The following is an 18,101-nucleotide window of genomic DNA, read 5'->3' as shown; positions in this document are numbered from 1 at the left end:
TATACTTAGGGCATATCATATACATGGGGCAAATGCAAACAATAACACCCCAGGATAAATGTATGGCTATATTTAAACAACCAAATAAACCCTTTTTACCAGCCAATAACCAAGAAGGTCTTAGTCAAATAACATTTTTGGGGTTTGAGCCAGACGACCGTATGACCGAAGTAATATACCTAAGATTTGAGGTTATGGGTCTCGTTAAAGGAACCAGCGATAAAATCGTATCAACCATAGGTTCATACTATCAACCTGAAAACGGCTTAGGGAAAATGCTTAAAGCTATGGGGTTTGAACCAAAACCCGATGAAAATGGTTTTGAACAGTTTGACAGTGGCGACTTGGGAGATCGAATCGATGAGTTTCTAAATCAACAAATATCAAAAAAATATACAGCTAAAATGAATAAGGATAATAACGGAGATTTCAAAATAGATTTAGAAACTTTGAAAGTAATCCATACCCTAAAGATTAATAATGAGACGATAACTTTCCCTTCAGAAGGTCAAACGCATCTGAATCTTCCCAGACCCAAAGAGCTAAATATTTAGGTTTTATTCCAAACCCAATACTTGTAACTCTTTTTATTAAATAACCATATTTACCACCCCCTGAGAGAGTTAGAGCTTCCCCAGGGAATTATTTTATGCGGCTGTTAAATGCTAAGAAATAGCATACTACCTAAATTTCAGGTAGTTCCAAGGGCGCAATATTACCCGCATAATGTCTCAAGATAATCGTAGGGCTGTTACCAACTAACTTCGCGACTGCGGACACAGTAAGCCCCTCAGCTAACATTAAGGTGATGAACGTGTGTCTGGTGTTATAAAGACATCTGTAACGCTCCACAGCCCCGGCATCTACTAGCTTCTGAAGAACTCCCGTGTAGGTTTTCCGTCCTTGTATACTGCCTTTCCAAACTTGATTGCTGAATCGAGTATTGTTAATGATTCCCCCGGTAGGAGCAGTGAACACTTGGCACTCAGGGCTTGGGTTAGGCGGTTTAATGGACATCAGAAGTGCCTTAAGCTTGCCATTAATAGGAAACTTCCTAGCCTTGCCTGTCTTAGTACTTTTTCTTATATGTAGAGCGCTATCATAGGATTCTGCAAAGGTAATCTGTGTACACTCAGGGTTGATATGTTTCCACTGTAGTGCGATCGCTTCCCCAGTTCTGCAACCAGTCCAGAATAGAAACTTAACAAATGGCGCATAATGCTCTCTGGTTTCCTCAAATGCCTTGATGATAATGTTCATCTCAGATTGACTAAAAGGATCAATGGCATCTGAATCATGTTTCGGCAACTTGATAGACTCTGAAATTCCAGTAAATGGATTCTCATTAATTAATCCAGAACTCACAGCCCATTTACAACAGGCTGCTAGGTACGTCAGGACTCTTTTAGCTGCATTAGTGGTTAGGGTCGTCAATAGATAATCCCTGATAGCCACAGAATCCTCTAAATCTTTGATAGGCAATGCCTTGATGTGATTCCTATACTTCCTAGCATAATCTCTGATATATGTTGTCTCTGCTAGTTGAGGTTTCATATAATCAGTATAGGCATCCCATAGTTCCATCAGGTCAGGTTGGGGAGCTTTGGAGTGAACTAAAGTCAAATGGGGTTGCTTGAGTGCCTCCAAGTTTTCTTTATATCTGTACAAAGTAACATCAAAGTTACCTGTGATAATATCCTCCTCCATCAAGTTAACAACCGAACTTACCCGCCTCCTGTTGATGTCATTGGTGTCCAATCCAGTAATGAGATAAATCTGTTTACCTTCAGGACTGATCGCCCTTGGTAGCCTTAATCTAAACTTACCTCTGTACTCCTCTATACCCACGTTTCCCTTAGATTTCTTTTGTACGTTCATTTGACTATCATGCAACCTTTATCTCCCAACAGGATAGTTAAACTTATAGTCAAAGTCAAGGGGAAATACTGAAAGTCTTATGATTAATGGTAATTTTAATAGCTAGAGATAACCTTTTAAAGTTTGTAAACGTCCATTCCCCGATTCAAATCCGCCTATCGCCTTTAAGGTATCAGCGATTTTAGTTCCTTAGATTCTCTAGAAACCAACAATCCAGGACTTAAAAAGATAGCTCAAGATGTTACTTTAGATATTGAAAGCGGAATATGCACACTGTAATTACACCTGAAAGAATCGAGTTGCCACCTGGAACAGTTGTCAGGATGTTGGGATCTTGGCAAGATTATCAACTACTGAGTCAGCAACTAGGAGATCGCACCTTCCCTCGGCTCAAGTATCGACCTGGAGAGATTTTGTTAATGGCACCGCTACCAGAGCATGGAAGAGATGCAAGCTTGCTGGCAGATATTGCTAAAGTTTTACTGGATCATTTAGAGCAAAGATACGACTCATTTACGCCCATCACCATGAGTAAGCCTCAAGTTAGTGGTATTGAGCCGGACTATTGCTTTTATATTGAAAATTGGAAATCCGTAGTAGGTAAAAACCGTATTGAATGGGAAAATGACCCACCACCAGATTTAGTAATTGAAGTAGATGTTACTAGCTATACCAGCATTGATGACTATCTTCCTTATAAAGTGCCAGAGGTTTGGCTATTAAAGAATAAGCAGCTATTAATTTATAGATTGCAAGGTGAAAATTACGTAATTACAGAAAGCAGCTATTTTCCTCACGTTAGAGAAATTGTACAGCAATGTCTCCCAATTGCAAATGAGCAAACCACAAGTGAGGCTATCAGGTGGTTAAGGCAGTTTTTGAGTGAAAATTATTAAGGTTTTTAACCCGCGCAGGTGGTCACTGAGCTTGTAGAAGTGCGGGTTTTGTCTGTATAGCCGCGACTTCTAGTCGCCAGGGCTAGTAATAAATTACTTTCAGATTGACTCAACTAATTCCACGCCGAACACTTCAGCAAAACACTGGGATATATTAACACGCACTTCTTCGCAGGTAATATTGGGAATCCATTCGGCTAAACTGGCTACAGGTTTATCAGCAATACCACAGGGGATAATCTGTTTAAAGCCTGACATATCAGGACAAACATTGAACGCAAACCCGTGCATAGTAATCCAACGGCTGACCTTAATCCCGATAGCGGCAACTTTTCGCCCTTCTAGCCAAACACCAGTAAAACCGGGGAGGCGATCGCCTGTCAACCCATAAACTGCCAATACCCGAATTAATACCTCTTCTAACTGCCGTAAATACCAATGCAAATCTTTACAATAATATTGCAGATTTAAAATCGGATACCCCACAACTTGACCAGGGCAATGATAAGTTACTTCGCCACCACGTTCAACTCTGTGAACATCGAATTTACTTTGATCTAGGTCTTTGAAAAATTCAGGGTTGCTGCCTTGTCCCCAAGTATAGACAGGCGGATGCTCCAGCAATATTAACACATCATCCAGACTAGGTTGCAGAATGCGCTCTTGAAGAAGCGATCGCTGCCATAAAAGCGCATCTATATATGGCATCAATCCTGCCTTAAATAACAAACAACGTCTGTAATCTGTTTCGGTACTACGGGTCATGCCAAAAATCAACGGGTTTCTTCACCAAATATATTTCAATTTACAGAGATTGAGTCAAGAAATGTCAAGCAATGCAAAGGATTTTAAAGGAAAGCCAAAGTCAGCTGCATTCTAGAATACAAAATGCTAAGTTGAACATATAACCTCAAAGGTGTTAGGAGGAAATCTCTGCAACAAGCATCACGCCAAACACAATCAGAACGAATGCACTGGCTGGTGAATATCATAAATTCTTTGTCACTCAAACTGGATCACCCATCCAACAGAGAGCCAAAGCATAAGCAGTACATTAAAATTGTTCAAAATTTGTTTTGGCGGTAGTGAAAGACCTTACCGCGACTTCTTTTCATACAAAACAAATTCACGTCAAATATATCAGTGGGAGAGTTTACATGAAGCTTGTCATCCACGGCAAAAATATTGAAATCACCGATGCCATTCGGGAATATGTACATCAAAAAATTGAAAAAGCCGTAAGTCACTTTCAACACATCACCAATGAAGTGGATGTGCATTTGAGTGTCGCCCGTAATCCTCGAATTACCACCAAGCAAGCGGCGGAAGTCACTATTTTTGCAAATGGTAGTGTTATCCGTGCAGAGGAAAGCAGCGAAAATTTATATGCCAGCATTGATTTAGTAGCAGATAAAATTGCCCGTCAACTGCGTAAATATAAGGAAAAACTTCAAGATCAGAAAACTAATGCCCTACCCACAAATCAAGTATTAGTTCCCGAACCAGTAGCGGCAGATTTAATAGGCGATCGCACCCCCGAATTACCAAATGAGGTTGTCCGTACAAAGTATTTTTCCATGCCTCCCATGACCGTTGCAGAAGCCACACAACAGTTGCAACTAGTGGGACACGACTTTTATATGTTCCACAACTCTGAAACTGGCGAAATCAATGTGGTTTACGAACGTAACCACGGCGGTTACGGTGTAATTCAACCCCGTCATAATAACGGACACACCAACGGCAAAAACGGCAATTCAGCCCACTCTGTTCCCGAAAAAGCCCACTCCCATAAGTAGAGGCAAGGGGCAGGGTGCAGGAGGGAGAATTAAAAATCCTCAGTATCTCCTGTAGGGGCGTGTTCCCAGATATCATTTACATCCGTTTTCATGTATTTGAACCACATCTGTGGTAGGGGCGTAAGGCTTTGCGCCCCTATCGAGTGGTCTATTTACCTGAAAATACCTGTAATATTAACGAGGATATTAATAAACCCGCCCATATACCCGTCACTATTTCACAGCCAACTGTTGCAAAGTCTTCAGCGCTTCCTCAACGTGACCCTTAAAATTCAACATCGAATCAAACACATACTGCACAACACCCTCCTGATCAATCACATAAGTCACACGACCAGGGACAAAACCAAACATTGCAGTCGCGCCGTACTGCTTCCGCACCTCGTTACCTTGATCACTCAAAAGCGTAAAAGGTAAATTGTACTTCTGGGCAAATTTCTGATGAGATTCATTAGAATCGCCGCTAACGCCAATCACCTCAGCACCAGCAGTTTTAAACACCTCATATTGATCCCGAAAAGCACAAGATTCGGCTGTACATCCTGGTGTATCATCCTTGGGATAAAAGTATAAAACCACAGCTTTTTGACCACGAAAAGCGCTAAGGCTAACTGTGGAACCATTTTGAGCGCTGAGAGAAAAATCAGGGGCAGTATCACCAACTTTAACAGACATATTATTTCTTACCGATTTTATTAAGAATCCATCTCTGCTAATTCTAACCACCGTTCTGTCGCCGTATCAATCGAGTGCTTGAGATTTTCCACTTGTTCATAAAGTTTCTGAACTTGAGTGTAATTCCCAGCAGAGACATTTAGCAACGCTTTTTCCACTGTAGCTTTTTCCGTTTCCAACTTGGCAATTTTTCCTTCTAACTCCTCAAATTCCCGCTTTTCCCAGTTTGATAGTCTGCGACGCTTTTTATTGTCACTGTCTGAAGACGAACTTGTAACTTTTACATCTTCCTTGGGTTTTTCCTTCGTATTAGCTGCTTGCTGCTGTTTTGCTTCTTCCTCCTCAGCCTTCCTATAGTCGAGATAAATTGAGTAATTACCTGGATATTTCCGTAAATTCCCGCCCTCTTCTAAAGCAAAAATAGTATCTACAGTCCGATCTAAAAAGTAGCGATCGTGAGAAACTGCAATTACACAACCAGGAAAATCTTCTAAATAATCCTCTAATACCGCCAATGTCTGCACATCTAAATCATTGGTAGGTTCATCCAAAATCAACACATTAGGCGCACCAATCAGAATCCGCAACAAAAACAAACGGCGTTTTTCCCCACCAGATAACTTATTAATGGGCGCGTATTGCTGGTTTCCGGGAAACAAAAACCGTTCTAGCATTTGAGAAGCAGAAATTTGAGTCCCATCAGAGACTTTGACAAATTCGCCCTCTTCTTTAATGTAGTCAATCACGCGCTGATTTTCGTCTACGGCTGAAAGTAATTCTTCCGAATGCTGGTCAAAATAGCCGATGTGAATTGTCGTCCCAATATCCACAATCCCAGAATCTGGTTGAATACGTTTGGTAATCATATCCATTAAAGTAGATTTACCAGTTCCATTCCCGCCAATAATTCCAATGCGGTCTTCTGGACTAAATTCGTAGGTGAAATCCTTAATTAAAGTCCGTCCATCATAGCCTTTAGAAATGTTATTTAATTCAATAACTTTTTTACCAATACGACGACTAACTGTGGAAATATCAACTTTCCCCTGGACTTGTTTAAACTCAGTTTCCCGCAAACTTTCAACGCGTTGAATTCGGGCTTTTTGTTTGGTACTTCTGGCTTTTGGTCCCCGGCTTAACCATTCTAATTCTCGGCGCAATATACCTTTGTGTTTGCGTTGGCTACTAATTGCCGATTCTTCAGCTAAAGCTTTCTTTTCCAGGTAATATGAATAATTACCAGAATATGTGTAAATATCGCCTCGGTCGATTTCAATAATTCGGTTTGTCACCTGGTCGAGAAAATAGCGGTCGTGAGTTATGAGTAACAGCGCGCCCCGAAAGCGATTTAAATAACTTTGCAGCCATTCCACAGATAGCGCATCCAGATGGTTTGTAGGTTCATCCATCAGTAAAACATCTGGTTCTGATAGTAAAGCTGTTGCTAAAGCGATGCGCTTGCGATAGCCTCCTGACAAAGTACCAATAACCGCATCAAAATCAGAAATTCCTAACTTGGTCAAGATAATTTTGGCGTTGGTTTCCAGTTCCCAAGCACCAGCAGTTTCCATGCGTTGCATTACCCCAGACAAGCGGGACATCAATTGACTATCTTCTGGATGGTGAACCAGTTTATGAGATAGTTCTTCATACTCGCGCACCAAAGCCAAATGTTCCCCACTATCAGCGAAAATTTGCTCTAAAACCGTATGATTTTCATCTAAATCTGGTTGCTGTGGTAGGTAAATAACTTTTGCACCAGAGCTAAAAGTAATCTGTCCATTATCAATTGATTCTAATCCGGCAATCATTTTTAATAAAGTTGATTTACCAGAACCGTTAGTACCAATTAAGCCGACTTTATCAGTAGCATCTAAACTAAAACTGGCATCTCGTAAAAGTTCTTTGATGCCAAAATCTTTTTTCACTGATTGTAGTGTAATAATACTCATAAAAATTAGTCATTGGTCATTGGTCATTTGTCATTGGTCATTGGGCAGTTACCGTCTTCTCCCCCCGGCCTCTTCTCCTTGGTCATTGTTCAGTATCTTGAGAATATCTAGTACAGCATGGCGTAAATAAAGCAGCTATTTAAAATTCTGCAAAATCTTGTTTTATTAGCTTTTTAACTTTTGATTTCACTGCGCTACTAATCTGATTAAAATGGGAACATTCCCAGGGGGTGATTTTCTTTTTCATTCCTGAGTTAGTCTCAAAATTGTGACTAAATTCTGACACATTTGGAATGTTCCCAGCGACACTGCCCAAACTAAACAAATAAATCCAAGGGTAAATGTCCATACATTTCGTTAATTCCCCCTTCATTATAAGATTGGCAAGAAATTAATACACCCCGATGATGCCCGGCATAAGAGTCAAGATAACATAACCCATTTTTGCCATTTAATTTGATATAAACTGGCCCTTCGGGTGTGGCTAAATCACTAGGGACTTCATAACCAAAAGCATGAGAGTAAGTTCTCATGGCGAGTATCCCTGCTTCTGCGGTATCAGCACAAATCCCTAATATTTGGTAATCAGATATACTAGCTACCAAAATTAAAGCCCGACGCACTAAGGCTTTTTCGGAGGGTTTGAGAATAGGTGCGATATCTAAGCAGTTGAATTTATGCAGGATTTTTGTAGCTTCTGAGGTTGTGAGGTTTTGATGATTTGGTGTCGCCATAAATTAATTTACGATTTTCTGGGTTTGGCTTTGGTGTCTGAGGTGGGTTAATCCCACCCCATTGGCATTATTTACTCAAATTACGGTTTATTCTGGTCATTTCCGAGGTTGAAAATGAATGGCACACTACTGCCTTTAGATTCACCACCCATAACGAGGACTCTAGGCATTTGAGAGCCGCCATTTCGCCAAGCTTCAATTGCTTCTTTTTGCAGAACTAACTGTCCACCTTGGGCTTTGAGAGTTTCTGCTAAGAGTCTTTGAGCTTCTGCCCTACCCTTGGCGCGATTCACATCTGCCTGTGCTTGTTGTTCAGCTTCCCTGGCTATATAAACGGCTCTTTGCGCTCGCTGTTCAGCTATTTGTTTTTCTTCTACAGCTTTGGCAAATTCTGGCGAGAAATTCAAGTCAACTACACTAGTATCTAGCACAATTATCCCATATTTAGCCAAGCGATTGCCCAACGCTAAATCAAAGTCTTCTTTTAATTCACTCCTTTTGGTAATTGCTTCTTCTACTGTTCTTCTAGCAGCCGCAATTTTAAATGCTTCCTGTGTCTGAGGAGCAATGATTTTTGAAACAATATTTGCTAAAGTTCCTTGTTTTCTTCTTACCTCAACTACCTGTGTGGGGTCAAGGCGAAAGTTAATGGCAAATCTTGCAGATAAATTTTGCAAGTCCTTCGTAGAACTTTCGGCGGGGACTTCAAATTTTTGTACCGTCAAATCATACACATCAACTACCGACACAAGAGGTGGTTTAATGTGAATGCCTTCTAGTAGCGCACCATCTCTAGCTTTACCTAAGATGCTAATGACTCCTGCTTGTCCTGGGTTGAGAATAACAAAGGAATTTAGTCCGACGAGGACAATAAGTGCTAACACAATTCCAAAAACTGTGGTTTGCCAATTCCCAAATTGCTGACTTTTCAAGGTTCTATCTCCTTTTGCATCTTTAGGCAACTCCTATACTATGGTGACACGTCCTCGGTAAAAAGAGGCAGGGGGGCAAGGGTGCAGGGGCAGGGGAGAATAGGCGGATGAATTTATGATGGAACTGCCCCAAGGTTATGAGACAATTGTGGGGGAGCGTGATCAAAAGTTATCTGGTGAACAACGACAAAGAATTGCGATCGCGTAGTGTACCGTAGGTAATCGCTCATCGTCTTTCAACTATCCGCAATGCTGATTGCATTTATGTCATAGAACATGGGAAATTGATAGAATCAGGAACCCATGAGCAATTACTGGATCAAAATGGTATTTATGCCAGCCTCTGGGGTGTGCAAAGTGGCTTAAGATAAATCTCACCCATTCAATTACGAACTACGAACTACGTTCGCGCAGCGTTTACGAAGGAAATACTACGAATTATTTATCATGTTTGGAAGTACTCAGGCGGAGACAGGAAACAGTAAGTGGCGTGGCCAGTTGGATAGATTTGTCAAGGAAAATCAGCGAGATTTGGCGGCGCTGTTTTGGGGGTTGTGGTTGGAGAATGGCAATAGTCAGGGTACTGCGGGAATTGATTTGCAGCCAACTCCACATTTTATTTATTGTCCCCAAGCAGCCATAGAAGATTTAAATAATAAAGTTGATAATCGACTTCAGGAAATTTTGGGTATTGTTGACCATCATCAACCTGAAGAGGAAGTGGTAATGATTTGTATTGGTAAGGGTGAATTGAAGTTAATTCAGTTTGCACCAGAACCTCCTCCGCCAATTTGTTGGGAGGAGGTGGGGAAGGATATCAATGAATTGTTGGAGTTGTTGGAGGGAAGGATGAATGAGGTGGATTTTTTTTAACCCTGAACGCTTACAGTTTTTGGTAAGCAGCCAAAATGATTTTTTCGGTTTCATCCCAACTAATACATTTATCGGTGACAGAAACACCATACTTTAATTCTTCTCGCTTCCCAGTCATCGGTTGACTACCTTCATACAAGTTTGATTCCAGCATGACACCGACTATTGATGTATTTCCATCAACTATTTGTTGAATCACATTTTCTAATACATTCGGCTGTAGTTTATAATTTTTATTTGTATTTCCGTGGCTACAGTCGATGACAATTCTGGGTGATAAATTAGCTGTTTTTAACTGTTCTTCTACCATTTGGACATTTGTAGCTTCAAAATTAGGCTGATTACCACCCCGTAAAATAACATGACCATAGGGATTTCCCTTAGTTTCAAAGACACTAACTTGTCCTTTATGATTAATACCCAGGAAATTGTGAGAGCTTTTAGCTGATTGTAAAGCATTTAAAGCTACTTGAATATTACCATCAGTACCATTTTTAAAACCTACAGGCATCGAAAGACCACTGGCCATTTCACGATGGGTTTGAGATTCAGTAGTGCGTGCGCCAATGGCAGACCATGTAATCAACTCACTAATATATTGAGGTATAATCGGATCTAATGCTTCTGTACCAGCAGGTAAACCCAATTCTGCTATTTTTATCAGTAGGTTACGTGCAGTTAATAAACCTTTTTCCACATGGAAAGAATCATCCATATCTGGATCATTAATTAATCCTTTCCATCCTACCGTGGTTCTAGGTTTTTCAAAATACACCCTCATAATGAGTAGCAATTTATCCTTCACTCTTTCAGCCAGACCTTTCAATTTCTGGGAATATTCGAGGGCTGCTTGTGTATCATGAATTGAGCAGGGCCCAACTACAATAAATTTTCTGCTGTCCTGAAAATCTAGAATATTTTTGATTTCCTGTCTATGTTGCAAAACAGTATGTTCAGCCAATTTAGTCAAAGGCAATTTTGACTTTAATTCATTGGGTGTTAATAATACGTGAGAACTCTTGATGTTAGTATTAAATAATTGATTGTGCATAGAGCAGAATTTGTAATTTTTGCTATTCCATTGAGGAATGAATTTAGTATATTATTTTAAATCAAAAGTACAACACGAACTTATAGATTTTTAAAATTTAAAAATCCCTATCACTGCGGAGATGGAATTGTTTTGTTTTCATCACCTTCAAAGGGGACAATACGCCCCCTTTAGTGTATTATCCAGATTTGATTACTGCCATACAAACACTTTGGCTTCGTATGCTCCTAAGTCAGTGATCATACCATCATCACCAGCCTCAACATGATAATCACCTGTCCACTCATGCCATGTACCACCACAGGGAAAATTAGGAATGTGATAGTCACGGAGAAAGTTTGCTGAAAAATTTGCTACAACAACAACACGAGAACCTTCTTCGTTCCAGCGACTATAAGCGAGTACTTTGGCTTCGAGGTTTTCGTGAATAAAATCGATATTTTCTGTGTAGAGGGCATGATTATGTTTACGCAGATGAATCAACCCCTTGTAGTATTCAAATAAGTTATGGTTTAAACGATTTCCTAATAACGACCATTCAATTTTGGATGATTCCGGTTGTTTGGGTTTATACTCACCAAACTCCTCTCCCATCCAAATTAAAGGTACACCTACAGATGTCATGAGAATAGCTGCGGCTAATTTAGCTCTGTTAAAACCTTCATCTTCAAAAATCTGCCGATTAGCCAGTTCTACCATAGTCCGTTCATGGTCATGGTTAGTCAGATAATTCACCAGATTGGTTGTACCCATAAAGCCTTGACGTTTACCATCAATTACATCTTTTAGGCTTTCTAAATCAAAAGTATCACCACAAATATGCACCGTAATTGTATGACGGAAACTGTCATGCCAACAACCATCCATTGGTCCATCTATATTGGTGATACTGGTAGTTTCTGGTATGTGTTCGGCAATGTTATAAAACGTCTTATTACCAGCAGTATTTTTGGCTTCTTGAACAATCCAATGCATGAAATCATAGTTAGCAATTTGTCTGGCGGCATCATAGCGAATACCATCTATATGATATTCTGTAATCCAAAAACGAATTGTATCACCGATGAACTTTCTGGCGGGATAAATGTCTAAATTTTTATCGTAATGTTCATAATTAAACTCAGGGCCCCAGTTATTTTCAAGGTCACGAGGAGAGTGATGATACCAGTAATCATGATCAATTTGAGTTAATGGACTTGAAGCTTCTGAGTGGTTATATATACCGTCCATAATCACCCGAATACCTCTACTGTGACACTCATCAATTAGCTGCTTTAAATCAACAGTAGAACCATAACTAGACTCGGTGGCAAAGAAATAACAGGGGTTATAACCCCAGCTATAATTTCCCGGATATTCTTTGATGGGCATTAACTCAATTGCATTGATTCCTAATTCACACAAATAATCTAACTTTTCAATGACGTGTTTATATTTTCCTCTGGCGTGTCGGTCATCTTCACCACCGGAAAAATCACCAACGTGCAGTTCATAAATCACTAATTTATGGTCAGCAGGCAAAGGTTTATCATCATGTTTCCAAAGGTAAGTATCAACAATTCTTTCTCCATCTTTGACTCTAACAATCCCGTTATCTTCGCCACTACTTCCATTAATATCAGTGGCGTAAGGGTCTATGACATCAACCCACTGTTCTGGTGCAAAAAACCATGAATTTGATTGAACCCTGAATTTATATTTATAGATGCCATCTTCTAGTGCAACAGTTGCGCGAAAATAGCCATCTTCGCCTTTTTTCATGGAGATTTCCTGCCAATTAGAAAAGGAGCCAATTAATGCGGCTCCTTTGTTGTAAGGTGCAAATAAATTAAATTCAATGGGTGCTGTCATACAATTATTTTGATTAAAAAATGTAGATGAGAATATCTTCTAAATTATTAATCAATTTGCAAACCAGTCTTTAGAGATATTTATATAACTGCTTCATCTATCTGAAGTTAGATTCTCTTGGAGCAAAATGGGTTGTTTATCGAGTATTAACGGCTAAGATGACTCATGATAAGATTATATAGCAATTCGATTTAATTCTTCAAATAAGTTGTATAGGTAGAAAATAGGTGACAGCCCAGCAGGAATCCAGAATTACTTAGTTTATACTCGGCAATCAAGTGTAAATTATTTAAATAAAATGATTTGTAATTTCTTCTGCTAAATTTACTCTATTTTGCCGTTAGTTTCTTGCAAATAACTTAATAACCAATTTGCGGCTGTGGCTCTACGAGTCTCTCTGGGACTAAACTCACCAATTTTGTAACCTTTAAAACCCAGTTTTTCTTTTGCTATTTGTTTATTTTCTTTAGGAATAGAACGAGTTAATTTGACTGTTGCTGGGCGACTATCAAGAAAATTAGGTGGTTCTGGGTACTCATTTCGCCATTCTGATGAAACTTGGCTATTATTCCATTTATCAGTTGCAGAGTCATAGCGATAGCCTAAATAGTGCCATACTAGTTGATTGACGGTGGCATCATCAATTTGATCATTAAGAATTGCCCAGATTGTGGCTGCATTTAATGGTGGCAAATTAGACATAAGTGATTAAAATTTGACAATTGATGTATAAAAAATATGCTTTTGGCAAGCAGTTAGACTCACTTTGATCGAACCCTACAGTAAAGATGATTTTATCCCTTTTTACACCTAATGAAAAAATTATCCGCCAAAACTACAGGTGTTTTCAGGAAAAAGTCGGTTGTGTGTCCTCAAAACAGGTAGACTGGAAATCGTAAAGCATTGACTGGTCTATGCCCAATTCTACATCACTGCCCAAGGTAGTCCGCGCCCATGTATTGATTTCCGGTCGAGTACAGGGGGTAGGCTATCGCTATGCAACTGTCGATACAGCTAGTCAGTTGGGTTTAACAGGTTGGGTAAGGAATCTGCCTGATAACCGTGTAGAGGCAGTTTTTGAAGGGGCGAGGGTGATTGTTGAAGAAATGGTGCGCTGGTGCCATACTGGCCCCCCGGCTGCGGTGGTGAAAGAGGTGGTGGTTGAGTATGAAAAACCTGAAGGTTTGCGGGGGTTTGAAGTCAGGCGCTTTGAGTAGTTGAGTTGGTAAGGGCAAGTTTATTCATATACCCGTTAATGATTGCTGAAATTGTTCACCGTTCCCTGCTCCCTCTTCCCTGCCTCCACGACAAGACTTTTATACCTAGCGGTAATTTTTGGTGCTATGGCGAGAAACTCTTCTCCATCTTGGCGAGTTAAATTAGCAATATAACCTTATAGACCAAGGAATAGAGACAGACAGTAGACAAAGGTTTTCTTATTTGCCCGCGCTTTGCGTCTTTGTATTAAATTCAAATTTCACATTGGTTAGTTTTTCTGATAAAACCCATAGTTTTTTGGCGATCGCTTGGTCTTTGGATAACTCGTTTGATTCAACTTTTATGGGATAGCCGCGAATTTCCATAAATCCATTGGGACCGAAATATTCTGCGCCTTTTAAGCCTGGTTCGATGGCCGCCCGCAGAGTCGGTAATGCACCCATTGTAATGTCTTGAGCAAAGATGCCGGTAAGATATTCCATAATGTTACCCGCAGTTCTCTGCAATTCGGTTGCCGCCCAGCCTGGATGCGATGCGGTTACAACTGTGTCGATACCGTTATCTTTTAATTTTCGGTCGAGTTCGTAGGTAAAATAGAGGTTGGCAAGTTTGCTGTCGCCGTAGGCTTTCCATTTAGCATAACTTCTCTGCTCCCAATTTAAATCATCAAAATCTATCTTGCCCATACTATGTGCGCCGCTCGAAACATTAACGATTCGTGAGCCTTCGGTGCTAATTAAAAGTTCTAAAAGCTGTCCCGTCAAAGCAAAATGTCCGAGATGATTAGTGCCGAACTGCAATTCAAAACCGTCGGTTGTTTTTGAATACGGCGGAATCATCACACCCGCATTATTAATCAGTAAATCCAGACGCAAATAATTTTTCTGAAAGTTTTCCGCGAAATTTTTAACTGATGCTAAATTCGCCAAATCAAGTTCCATCACCTTTACGTCGGCATCTTTATTCTGTTGCAAAATTTTTGCCAATGCCTTGTTTCCTTTGTCCAAATGTCGAACCGCAATGATTACAGACGCTTGTTTATTAGCTAAAACCCTCGCCGTTTCATAACCAATACCGCTACTCGAACCCGTTACAATTGCTACTCTTCCTTTTTGACTCAGAATATTTTCCGCGTTCCATTTTTCATTTTTCATTTTATTTTCTCCTAATTAATCGAACATTCGTTTAATTAAATCTCAAAAAAAGAATTAATTCGTTATTGCATCCCACGCAATCTTGTAGGTGGTTTCTAACATTTTTTCGTCCAAAATCAAAGCACCACTAAAATGCTCTTTGATCAATCCAGTCAGAGGTACAAAGGTAAAAGCGGTAAAAATTTCCAGGGAAATATCCTTAAAAACTTTTTCCTCTTTACCGCGATTGAATAAATCTAGCATTGGCTTAAAATAGCTCAAACCTTCATCTTTGCAAATGCGGTCAACCATCGGTGAGTTAGCAAATTGCTCCGTAAAAGCAAATCTGACCGGATTTTTAATTGCGTATTTATAATAATTATTCCAGATCATTTTAAAGGCTTTCTCCACGGATAGGTTCTGGTTGATACCTTTCAACATTTCTGCACTCATTTCTTGTTTCACCAACACATATATTCTATTGAGAAGGTTTTCTTTGTTTTCAAAATAGACATATATGGTCGCTGGCGAGACATTCGCGGTTTTGGCAATCTTCGACATCGAAGTATCAGCAAAACCATTGGCAGTAATCAGTTCGATTGCCGCATCACAGATGGCCTGACTTTTTTTATCGTCTTTGTGCCTCATGGTTTCTATAATAAACTAACATTCGTTTATTGACAAGTGAAGCTCAATTTGACAAACCCCTTGGGGGCGGGAACAGGGGACAGGGAACAGGGAAGAAGGAATCAAGGTATAGGTCGTTTTGCATGGCCTACGCCACGCCAGCTATCAAAATTCCAATAGGAGTCCTATACTGAGTCAATATAAATAATATAGAAAAACTGCGATCGCACTCTAATTCTCATCTAGGAAACAGCGCGATCGCCTCATACATTACTGCACCGTGTATGTGACAAAAATATCCTTTTTCATTTCTATTTCTGCCGGAGCATCTGCATTGCCAGATGGTGAGGATAACAACCCACCAAAAGAGGGTAAAGGCAGTCCTCCTTTAGAATTACATGAAGGATAAAACATTGAGTAAAACGGCTCGGCTACAGAAGCACCACCAAGTTTAACACCCATAGCTGTTGCTAAGGCTTGAGCGCGACTTTGAGCATCTTTCATGGCGGATTGATAAGCTGAACTTTGCAAAGCCTGACAGTCATTTACTTCATAATTAACACTAACATCCTCGATACTCACATTCTCAAGTTTGCTCGTCGCTGCGTTGGCTGTGGCAATAATATCTCGGACTTGATCACTCGTTGGTTTGTCTAACCTGACGAGCATTTTGGCTTGATTTTTACGAGAATCACTGCTAATTTGCACTTTAATGTTATCAGCTTTAATACCTTTGGCGACGAGGCTATCTACTACAGGCTTCAGACTAGCTTGGGTTAAGTTGTTTTTGCTGATCAAAGATGCTTGGTAGGAAATGGGGGCTGTTGATTTTTGATGGGATGAAGATATAGTGCGGTTGGCCAGTAAAGAAAATTCTTGCATTTCTAACTCATTATCAATACTATCACCACTGATGAATAATTCAATATCGGCTGTATCTGCTGGCACTTTTACTATCCCTTGACCAATGACCATCAAGGTATTGCGATCGCTGGCTGGTGGATAAAACAATTGGGCGTTCACAGTTCTCGGTGTTAATGCTCCTACACCGGCAGCTATAGTAGCACCCATCAGTATTAACGTAGTGATTTTTTTCATGTTGTAGAGATTCACTTTGAAGCTGGTAACTGTAACAGTTTACACCCTAAAAGTGGACATTTTCTACAGACCACAGTGAATTTTCAAACATTAAAAAAGTATGATTTTTTTACAACTCTTCAATCTTCTAATTTGTCATTTTTTCATTAGTCCAGGTCGCTGGACTTCCCTCTATTAAACCCATCTAGCGATAGATACGATTATGTGGCAAATAATTGAAAAAAATCCAAATTGGGTAGAGGTAGTTGGTAGAGATAATTATTAATTTCCACAGATGCAGCAAGTCCTGACATCATTGCGTCTTCGGCAAGATAGCCACCACACCAATCACCACAACAGACTAAAGGTATGGAAGCTTGAGCAGATAATACAGGATGTGACCAAGGAAGACTAGGAAAAGCGTAACGCCAGCGATGTACTTGCATCCACTCTGGGGTTTCTAACCAGGGAAGCGCTAACCTCTGGGCGGCTTGTTGCAACATATTTTTTCCCACTGGTTGTAAATCTGGGTTTTCTAAATGCAGTTCGGCAAATTTAGCGCTACTTTGCAAGACAAATACAGGTTGCTGGGGGTGGGGACGTTTGCTACTATCTAACCCAATCCATCCCAGAATAGCGTCATCTGTAAATTTTTGGTCGTTCCAAGCTGGTAGCGGTTGGGATGTGGCAGCATATCCCGCGATCGCACTTACAGAAGGGTAAAATTTTACAGAACTCAAATTGTCGATAAATTCTCTACCTAATACAGTTTCTCCCAATGGTGCTAACAGTGTCAAAGCTTGGGGGGCTGGGATGGCTAAAACTAAGGCTTTAGCTGTTAATTCGGCGTTACTTTCTAAAGTCAGACACCAACTATTTTCGGGTGTGGGGTGAATCGCTGTAACCAGTTGATTGAGTTGGATTTGTAAACCTTGAGCGAGAAACTTAGCGATCGCACTCATACCAGCAGGTACAATGTAGCGGGGTGCTGAATCGGGTTGAGTCGGATTTGCCCACAGTTCTAAAATATGGCGATCGCGTAACAATTGCACAAAATTTCCCAATAACTCACCTTTAGGTTTTAAATAACACGCCCCATGATCTGCCCAAGTTCCATATAATCGACGTGTAGCCAGTCGTCCCCCCAAACCACGGGACTTTTCCAAAACTAACACCGAATATCCAGCCTCAGTTAACCTTTGGGCGCATATTAAACCAGCAATTCCGGCACCAATTATGACAATATCAGTCATACAATTTGAGATTTGAGATTTGAGATTTGAGATTTTTGTTTCATCCCCAGATAAATCTGGGGGCTTGTAGCACTAAGGAACTATTGGTCATAATTGATTCGTGAGTCAGGATACTCATAACCAATGACCAATAACCAATGACTGCTAATAGT

18 protein-coding genes and 1 pseudogene are annotated in these 18,101 nt (G+C 40.2%); 6 read left to right on the top strand and 13 right to left on the bottom strand.

The genetic code is table 11. The annotated features are described in order from the left end of the window. Positions 1–554, top strand: a 554-nt coding sequence (locus tag VB654_RS18450) for a hypothetical protein (protein ID WP_323215262.1), incomplete at its 5' end; no start/stop codon positions are given. Between the two features lie 130 nt (positions 555–684). Here the strand turns inward: VB654_RS18450 and VB654_RS18445 are convergent. Beyond that, positions 685–1,878 carry a site-specific integrase gene (locus tag VB654_RS18445; RefSeq protein ID WP_323215261.1) on the bottom strand — a complete coding sequence of 398 codons (1,194 nt, stop codon included), beginning with the start codon at positions 1,876–1,878 and terminating at the stop codon, positions 685–687. Between the two features lie 266 nt (positions 1,879–2,144). Between VB654_RS18445 and VB654_RS18440 the strand changes: the two genes are divergently transcribed. Beyond that, complete coding sequence (locus VB654_RS18440; protein ID WP_323215260.1) at positions 2,145–2,774, top strand: Uma2 family endonuclease; 630 nt, start codon at positions 2,145–2,147, stop codon at positions 2,772–2,774. A 99-nt stretch (positions 2,775–2,873) separates the two neighbouring features. Here VB654_RS18440 and lipB read toward each other — a convergent pair whose 3' ends face one another. Further along, positions 2,874–3,539, bottom strand: coding sequence for a lipoyl(octanoyl) transferase LipB (gene lipB, locus VB654_RS18435; protein WP_323215259.1), 666 nt, complete (start codon positions 3,537–3,539; stop codon positions 2,874–2,876). A 392-nt stretch (positions 3,540–3,931) separates the two neighbouring features. Between lipB and hpf the strand changes: the two genes are divergently transcribed. Beyond that, positions 3,932–4,573 carry a ribosome hibernation-promoting factor, HPF/YfiA family gene (gene hpf / locus VB654_RS18430; RefSeq protein ID WP_323215258.1) on the top strand — a complete coding sequence of 214 codons (642 nt, stop codon included), beginning with the start codon at positions 3,932–3,934 and terminating at the stop codon, positions 4,571–4,573. A 213-nt stretch (positions 4,574–4,786) separates the two neighbouring features. On the opposite strand, the gene VB654_RS18425 is transcribed toward hpf, so the two are convergent. The 4 genes from VB654_RS18425 to VB654_RS18410 form a co-directional block, all read right to left on the bottom strand. Next, entirely contained in the window at positions 4,787–5,248 is a 462-nt protein-coding gene (locus VB654_RS18425) for a peroxiredoxin (protein ID WP_323215257.1), read from the bottom strand. A gap of 20 nt (positions 5,249–5,268) precedes the next feature. Continuing rightward, positions 5,269–7,200, bottom strand: coding sequence for an ABC-F family ATP-binding cassette domain-containing protein (locus VB654_RS18420; RefSeq protein ID WP_323215256.1), 1,932 nt, complete (start codon positions 7,198–7,200; stop codon positions 5,269–5,271). 317 nt (positions 7,201–7,517) lie between these two features. Continuing rightward, positions 7,518–7,934 (bottom strand): DUF1824 family protein, encoded by a 417-nt coding sequence (locus VB654_RS18415; protein WP_323215255.1) that lies wholly within the window; start codon positions 7,932–7,934, stop codon positions 7,518–7,520. Positions 7,935–8,014: 80 nt separating this feature from the next. Then, positions 8,015–8,866 carry a prohibitin family protein gene (locus tag VB654_RS18410; RefSeq protein WP_323215254.1) on the bottom strand — a complete coding sequence of 284 codons (852 nt, stop codon included), beginning with the start codon at positions 8,864–8,866 and terminating at the stop codon, positions 8,015–8,017. A 103-nt stretch (positions 8,867–8,969) separates the two neighbouring features. On the opposite strand from VB654_RS18410, the pseudogene VB654_RS18405 reads away from it, so the two are divergent. Both VB654_RS18405 and VB654_RS18400 read left to right on the top strand, forming a co-directional pair. After that, positions 8,970–9,237: pseudogene (locus VB654_RS18405) on the top strand (ABC transporter); the annotation flags it as partial. A gap of 73 nt (positions 9,238–9,310) precedes the next feature. Continuing rightward, on the top strand, positions 9,311–9,739 hold the full coding sequence (locus tag VB654_RS18400; protein ID WP_323215270.1) for a hypothetical protein: 429 nt from the start codon (positions 9,311–9,313) through the stop codon (positions 9,737–9,739). A 10-nt stretch (positions 9,740–9,749) separates the two neighbouring features. On the opposite strand, the gene VB654_RS18395 is transcribed toward VB654_RS18400, so the two are convergent. The 3 genes from VB654_RS18395 to VB654_RS18385 all read right to left on the bottom strand — a co-directional run bounded on the left by VB654_RS18395 (position 9,750) and on the right by VB654_RS18385 (position 13,343). Beyond that, on the bottom strand, positions 9,750–10,790 hold the full coding sequence (locus tag VB654_RS18395; RefSeq protein WP_323215253.1) for a 3-deoxy-7-phosphoheptulonate synthase: 1,041 nt from the start codon (positions 10,788–10,790) through the stop codon (positions 9,750–9,752). Between the two features lie 192 nt (positions 10,791–10,982). Next, entirely contained in the window at positions 10,983–12,641 is a 1,659-nt protein-coding gene (locus VB654_RS18390; RefSeq protein WP_323215252.1) for an alpha-amylase family glycosyl hydrolase, read from the bottom strand. A 324-nt stretch (positions 12,642–12,965) separates the two neighbouring features. Beyond that, positions 12,966–13,343: a DUF1823 family protein gene (locus tag VB654_RS18385; RefSeq protein ID WP_323215251.1), complete on the bottom strand. Its 378-nt coding sequence runs from the start codon at positions 13,341–13,343 to the stop codon at positions 12,966–12,968. A 212-nt stretch (positions 13,344–13,555) separates the two neighbouring features. On the opposite strand from VB654_RS18385, the gene VB654_RS18380 reads away from it, so the two are divergent. Continuing rightward, a complete protein-coding gene (locus VB654_RS18380; protein ID WP_323215250.1) occupies positions 13,556–13,858 on the top strand; it encodes an acylphosphatase in 303 nt (100 codons plus the stop codon). A gap of 219 nt (positions 13,859–14,077) precedes the next feature. On the opposite strand, the gene VB654_RS18375 is transcribed toward VB654_RS18380, so the two are convergent. The 4 genes from VB654_RS18375 to VB654_RS18360 all read right to left on the bottom strand — a co-directional run bounded on the left by VB654_RS18375 (position 14,078) and on the right by VB654_RS18360 (position 17,949). Further along, positions 14,078–15,013 carry an SDR family NAD(P)-dependent oxidoreductase gene (locus VB654_RS18375; protein WP_323215249.1) on the bottom strand — a complete coding sequence of 312 codons (936 nt, stop codon included), beginning with the start codon at positions 15,011–15,013 and terminating at the stop codon, positions 14,078–14,080. Positions 15,014–15,067: 54 nt separating this feature from the next. Further along, positions 15,068–15,640 carry a TetR/AcrR family transcriptional regulator gene (locus VB654_RS18370; RefSeq protein ID WP_323215248.1) on the bottom strand — a complete coding sequence of 191 codons (573 nt, stop codon included), beginning with the start codon at positions 15,638–15,640 and terminating at the stop codon, positions 15,068–15,070. 249 nt (positions 15,641–15,889) lie between these two features. Continuing rightward, positions 15,890–16,717, bottom strand: a complete 828-nt coding sequence (locus VB654_RS18365) for an SIMPL domain-containing protein (RefSeq protein ID WP_323215247.1) — start codon at positions 16,715–16,717, stop codon at positions 15,890–15,892. 200 nt (positions 16,718–16,917) lie between these two features. Next, positions 16,918–17,949, bottom strand: a complete 1,032-nt coding sequence (locus tag VB654_RS18360) for an NAD(P)/FAD-dependent oxidoreductase (protein ID WP_323215246.1) — start codon at positions 17,947–17,949, stop codon at positions 16,918–16,920. Positions 17,950–18,101: the final 152 nt, after the last annotated feature.

Source organism: Nodularia sp. UHCC 0506 (assembly GCF_034931045.1).
Lineage (GTDB): Bacteria > Cyanobacteriota > Cyanobacteriia > Cyanobacteriales > Nostocaceae > Nodularia.
This window is presented reverse-complemented; position numbering and strand designations above follow the sequence as displayed.

Excerpts from the sequence above, each read along its gene's own strand:
- VB654_RS18370 (WP_323215248.1), bottom strand. The coding sequence starts at position 15,640 with ATGAGGCACAAAGACGATAAAAAAAGTCAGGCCATCTGTGATGCGGCA.
- VB654_RS18375 (WP_323215249.1), bottom strand. The coding sequence starts at position 15,013 with ATGAAAAATGAAAAATGGAACGCGGAAAATATTCTGAGTCAAAAAGGA.
- VB654_RS18415 (WP_323215255.1), bottom strand. The coding sequence starts at position 7,934 with ATGGCGACACCAAATCATCAAAACCTCACAACCTCAGAAGCTACAAAA.
- VB654_RS18445 (WP_323215261.1), bottom strand. The coding sequence starts at position 1,878 with ATGAACGTACAAAAGAAATCTAAGGGAAACGTGGGTATAGAGGAGTAC.
- lipB (WP_323215259.1), bottom strand. The coding sequence starts at position 3,539 with ATGACCCGTAGTACCGAAACAGATTACAGACGTTGTTTGTTATTTAAG.
- VB654_RS18360 (WP_323215246.1), bottom strand. The coding sequence starts at position 17,949 with ATGACTGATATTGTCATAATTGGTGCCGGAATTGCTGGTTTAATATGC.
- VB654_RS18380 (WP_323215250.1), top strand. The coding sequence starts at position 13,556 with ATGCCCAATTCTACATCACTGCCCAAGGTAGTCCGCGCCCATGTATTG.
- VB654_RS18365 (WP_323215247.1), bottom strand. The coding sequence starts at position 16,717 with ATGAAAAAAATCACTACGTTAATACTGATGGGTGCTACTATAGCTGCC.
- hpf (WP_323215258.1), top strand. The coding sequence starts at position 3,932 with ATGAAGCTTGTCATCCACGGCAAAAATATTGAAATCACCGATGCCATT.
- VB654_RS18420 (WP_323215256.1), bottom strand. The coding sequence starts at position 7,200 with ATGAGTATTATTACACTACAATCAGTGAAAAAAGATTTTGGCATCAAA.
- VB654_RS18425 (WP_323215257.1), bottom strand. The coding sequence starts at position 5,248 with ATGTCTGTTAAAGTTGGTGATACTGCCCCTGATTTTTCTCTCAGCGCT.
- VB654_RS18440 (WP_323215260.1), top strand. The coding sequence starts at position 2,145 with ATGCACACTGTAATTACACCTGAAAGAATCGAGTTGCCACCTGGAACA.
- VB654_RS18395 (WP_323215253.1), bottom strand. The coding sequence starts at position 10,790 with ATGCACAATCAATTATTTAATACTAACATCAAGAGTTCTCACGTATTA.
- VB654_RS18385 (WP_323215251.1), bottom strand. The coding sequence starts at position 13,343 with ATGTCTAATTTGCCACCATTAAATGCAGCCACAATCTGGGCAATTCTT.
- VB654_RS18390 (WP_323215252.1), bottom strand. The coding sequence starts at position 12,641 with ATGACAGCACCCATTGAATTTAATTTATTTGCACCTTACAACAAAGGA.